Source organism: Pseudomonas sp. R62 (assembly GCF_000257605.1).
GTDB lineage: Bacteria > Pseudomonadota > Gammaproteobacteria > Pseudomonadales > Pseudomonadaceae > Aquipseudomonas > Aquipseudomonas atacamensis.
The window spans coordinates 1-4,525 of the sequence record NZ_JH635999.1 but is presented as its reverse complement, the minus strand read 5'-3'; the positions used below and the strand labels follow the sequence as shown (position 1 = coordinate 4,525).

The 4,525-nt window shown below is 57.8% G+C and carries 4 protein-coding genes; 1 reads left to right on the top strand and 3 read right to left on the bottom strand.

What is annotated here, in order from left to right:
- The 3 genes from sdhA to sdhC form a co-directional block, all read right to left on the bottom strand.
- Positions 1-1,707, bottom strand: a 1,707-nt coding sequence (gene sdhA / locus OQK_RS18445; RefSeq protein WP_016773674.1) for a succinate dehydrogenase flavoprotein subunit, incomplete at its 3' end; no start/stop codon positions are given.
- 3 nt (positions 1,708-1,710) lie between these two features.
- Positions 1,711-2,079 carry a succinate dehydrogenase, hydrophobic membrane anchor protein gene (sdhD, locus tag OQK_RS18440; protein WP_008049683.1) on the bottom strand — a complete coding sequence of 123 codons (369 nt, stop codon included), beginning with the start codon at positions 2,077-2,079 and terminating at the stop codon, positions 1,711-1,713.
- Positions 2,073-2,447: a succinate dehydrogenase, cytochrome b556 subunit gene (gene sdhC / locus OQK_RS18435; RefSeq protein ID WP_016773673.1), complete on the bottom strand. Its 375-nt coding sequence runs from the start codon at positions 2,445-2,447 to the stop codon at positions 2,073-2,075. Before sdhC ends, sdhD begins: the two co-directional genes overlap by 7 nt.
- Positions 2,448-2,810: 363 nt before the next feature.
- Here sdhC and gltA point away from each other — a divergent pair, with 363 nt between their 5' ends.
- On the top strand, positions 2,811-4,100 hold the full coding sequence (gltA, locus tag OQK_RS18430; RefSeq protein WP_003222994.1) for a citrate synthase: 1,290 nt from the start codon (positions 2,811-2,813) through the stop codon (positions 4,098-4,100).
- The last annotated feature ends 425 nt before the right edge of the window (positions 4,101-4,525 follow it).

Genomic DNA, 4,525 nt, shown 5'->3' with positions numbered 1-4,525 from the left:
GGTGACGCGCTTGTCACCCGGGAAGTACAGGGTGTGGCACAGCCAGTTTTCGTCATCACGGTCTTCGAAGTCTTCACGGGCGTGAGCGCCGCGAGACTCTTTACGTACTTCGGCCGCGATGGCGGTAGCTTCAGCCACTTCCAGCAGGTTCTGCAGTTCCAGCGCTTCGATACGTGCAGTGTTGAACGCTTGCGACTTGTCGTTGATCTTCACGTTGGCGATACGCTTGCGCAGATCGGCCAGCTGAGCGATGCCCTTCTGCATGTATTCGCCGGTACGGAATACACCGAAGTAGTTCTGCATGCAGCTTTGCAGCTCGCGACGCAGGGTGGCAACGTCTTCACCGTCGGTACGGTTATTCAGCGCGTTCAGACGCGACAGTGCAGCTTCGATGTCGGACTCGGTAGCGTCGTCGTATTCGATGCCATCGGTCAACGCCTTTTCCAGGTGCAGGCCGGCAGCGCGACCGAAGACCACCAGGTCGAGCAGCGAGTTGCCGCCCAGACGGTTCGCACCGTGAACCGATACGCAAGCCACTTCGCCTACCGCGAACAGGCCAGGAATGATCTGGTCCTGACCTTCGGCGTTCTGGGTGATCGCCTGGCCATGAATGTTGGTGGCAACGCCGCCCATCATGTAGTGGCAGGTCGGCACAACCGGAACCGGAGCAACGACCGGGTCAACGTGGGCGAAAGTCTTCGACAGTTCGCAGATGCCTGGCAGACGGCTGTGCAGTACTTCCTCGCCCAGGTGGTCGAGTTTGAGCATTACGTGGTCGCCATTCGGACCGCAACCGTTGCCGGCGATGATTTCCTTGACCATCGAACGGGCAACCACATCACGACCTGCAAGGTCTTTCGCGTTCGGAGCATAACGCTCCATGAAACGCTCGCCGTGCTTGTTGATCAGGTAACCACCTTCACCACGGCAACCTTCGGTAACCAGTACACCGGCGCCGGCGATGCCGGTCGGGTGGAACTGCCACATTTCGATGTCTTGTACCGGCACGCCAGCACGCAGAGCCATGCCGACGCCGTCACCGGTGTTGATCAGGGCGTTGGTGGTGGACGCGTAGATACGGCCTGCACCGCCAGTGGCCAGAACGGTGGCCTTGGCACGGATGTAGGAGGTTTCGCCGGTTTCGATGCAGATCGCGATCACACCAACGAATTCGCCTTCCTGATTTTTCACCAGATCAACAGCGTAGTACTCGTTGAGGAACGTGGTACCGGCTTTCAGGTTGCCCTGATAAAGCGTGTGCAGCAGCGCGTGACCGGTACGGTCGGACGCAGCGCAAGTACGTGCAGCCTGACCGCCCTTGCCGTAGTCCTTGGACTGGCCACCGAACGGACGCTGGTAGATGCGGCCTTGCTCGGTACGCGAGAACGGCAGACCCATGTGGTCCAGCTCGAAAACAGCGGCCGGGCCTTCCTGACACATGTATTCGATAGCGTCCTGGTCACCGATGTAGTCGGAACCCTTGACGGTATCGTACATGTGCCAGCGCCAGTCATCGTTCGGGTCGGCGGAAGCGATGGCGCACGTGATGCCGCCCTGCGCGGACACAGTGTGCGAACGGGTCGGGAAAACCTTGGTGATCACCGCAGTCTTGTGGCCGCCCTGTGCCAGCTGCAGCGCAGCGCGCATGCCGGCACCGCCACCACCAATAATGATGGCGTCGAAAGAAATCGTTGGAATGTTAGCCATGAATCAGATACCCCAGAGAATCTGCACACCCCAGACGAAGTAAGCGAACATCGCAACGCCGCATACCGCCTGGAAAAGGAAACGTATCGCCGTTGCGGACTTGCCGAACGCCATTGGCGTCAGGTAGTCGGTCGCGATGGTCCACATGCCGACCCAGGCGTGAGCGCCCAGAGCAACAAGGGCCAGCAGGCTGAAAATACGCATTCCGTTGTGAGCGAACAGTTCATGCCACTGGGCATACTCGAGGCCAGGGTTGGCGACGATGTATCCGATCAGAAAGATGAAGTAAGCCGCGAGAACGACCGCAGACACACGCTGTGCCATCCAGTCATAGAGGCCCGAACGCGACAGGTTAGTGACGTTAGTTACCATATCCAGACTCCTGCCAGAACGATTACCACCACGGAAACGGCGATAACGATTTTCGAGCCCAGTTTGCCGCCTTCCAGCGTCTCACCGATGCCCATGTCCATGATCAAGTGGCGCACACCGGCTACCAGGTGATACAGCAGAGCGGACAGGATGCCCCAAATCACTAGCTTGGCTAGCGGACTGGTCAGACACGCTTTCACCTGACCGAAGCCTTCCTCGGAGCTCAGCGACTTGTCCAATGCGTAAAGCATGATGGCAAGGCACACGAAGAGGATGACACCGGAGATACGGTGAAGAATGGACGTGTAAGCAGTGACTGGGAGTTTGATGGTCCTTAGGTCTAGGTTTACAGGTCGTTGGCTTTTCACGGCTTTTTTTTCACACTGAAGAGCCCCTAACAATCAGGGCAAAGTTGTTGGGGAGTGCACTGGTCAGGTAACCACCACCCAGGGATGCGACCCCCAATGAAAGCAAGCCCAAAAGCCCTTGGCGGTCGGTGGCCGAGTATAGACAGTTAGGCTACTAATGACAACGCGTTCACCTACCCCCAATAGCGGATTGCACAAGTTGCATAAAAGGCGTAAATGGCAGGCAATTTCGAGGAAAAAGTCGGCTTAAAGCCTTCTGGAGCAAGACTTTAGGCAAATTGACATTCGAATTTATCTCACTATAGTGGTGCGGGCCCTGCGTGGGGGGTCTGTCTGATGGTTCAAGCATAAATAGGAGGCCACATGGCTGACAAAAAAGCGCAGTTGATCATCGAGGGCGCAGCCCCCGTCGAGCTGCCCATTTTAACCGGCACCGTTGGTCCCGATGTAATCGATGTTCGGGGCCTGACGGCCACGGGCCGCTTCACTTTCGACCCGGGTTTCATGTCGACCGCTTCGTGCGAATCGAAAATCACCTATATCGACGGCGACAACGGCATTTTGTTGCACCGCGGCTACCCGATCGAACAGCTGGCTGAAAAGTCGGACTACCTGGAAACCTGCTACCTGCTGCTCAACGGCGAATTGCCGACCGCAGAACAGAAGGCCCAGTTCGTCAGCACCGTGAAAAACCACACCATGGTTCACGAGCAGCTGAAAACCTTCTTCAACGGTTTCCGTCGCGACGCCCACCCGATGGCCGTCATGTGCGGTGTAGTCGGCGCCCTCTCGGCCTTCTACCACGACTCCCTGGACATCAATAACCCGCAGCATCGCGAAATTTCCGCGATCCGTCTGGTTGCGAAGATGCCGACCCTGGCAGCGATGGTCTACAAGTACTCCATGGGCCAACCCATGATGTACCCGCGCAACGACCTGACGTACGCGGAAAACTTCCTGCACATGATGTTCAACACCCCGTGCGAGATCAAACCGATCAGCCCGGTACTCGCCAAGGCCATGGACCGGATCTTCATCCTCCATGCCGACCACGAGCAGAACGCTTCGACCTCCACCGTGCGTCTGGCCGGTTCTTCGGGTGCCAACCCGTTCGCCTGTATCGCCGCCGGTATCGCCGCACTGTGGGGCCCTGCCCACGGCGGTGCGAACGAAGCCGTGCTGACCATGCTCGACGAGATTGGCGATGTGTCGAACATCGACAAGTTCATCGCCAAGGCCAAGGACAAGAACGATCCGTTCAAGTTGATGGGCTTCGGTCACCGCGTCTACAAGAACCGCGACCCTCGCGCGACTGTCATGAAGCAGACCTGCGACGAAGTGCTGAAGGAACTGGGCATCAACAACGATCCGCAACTCGAACTGGCCATGCGCCTGGAAGAGATCGCGTTGACCGACCCGTACTTCATCGAGCGCTCGCTGTACCCGAACGTCGACTTCTACTCGGGGATCATCCTCAAGGCGATCGGCATTCCAACCAGCATGTTCACGGTGATTTTCGCCCTGGCACGTACTGTCGGCTGGATTTCGCACTGGAAGGAAATGCTCTCGAGCCCATACAAGATTGGCCGTCCGCGCCAGCTGTACACCGGTTACGAGTCGCGTGACATCACCAAGCTGGAAGATCGCAAATAAGGGTTTTTCTTTTTTTGTGATGGTTTAGTGGTGTGTCAGGAACGGCCTCTTATATAGAGGCCGTTTTTGTTTGTGGTCTCAGCGGCCTTCGGGCCGACTGGTTCTTGGATTCTGGGGGCATATCCGTTGCTGCGGGTGCTGCCGCTGGCGGTTTCGCTCTTACAGCGAGTCACCTTTTTCAGACGCCAAAAAGGTAACCCAAAAGGCTTTGCCCCGGCGTACGGCCCGCTCGCTGGGGCTCGGGGTACCTTCGTTACGGGACCGATCCGGGCGCAGCGGCTCCGGTTGGCTTCGCTGCACCTCCTTCCGCTGTGTACGACTGCGTCGTACGGTCGCTGCGCTCCCACACCCGGATCGATCCCGTAACGAAGCCTGCCGAAAGGGCAAAAGATCAAAAGCAAAAGCCAAAGCCAGATCAAGAGCCC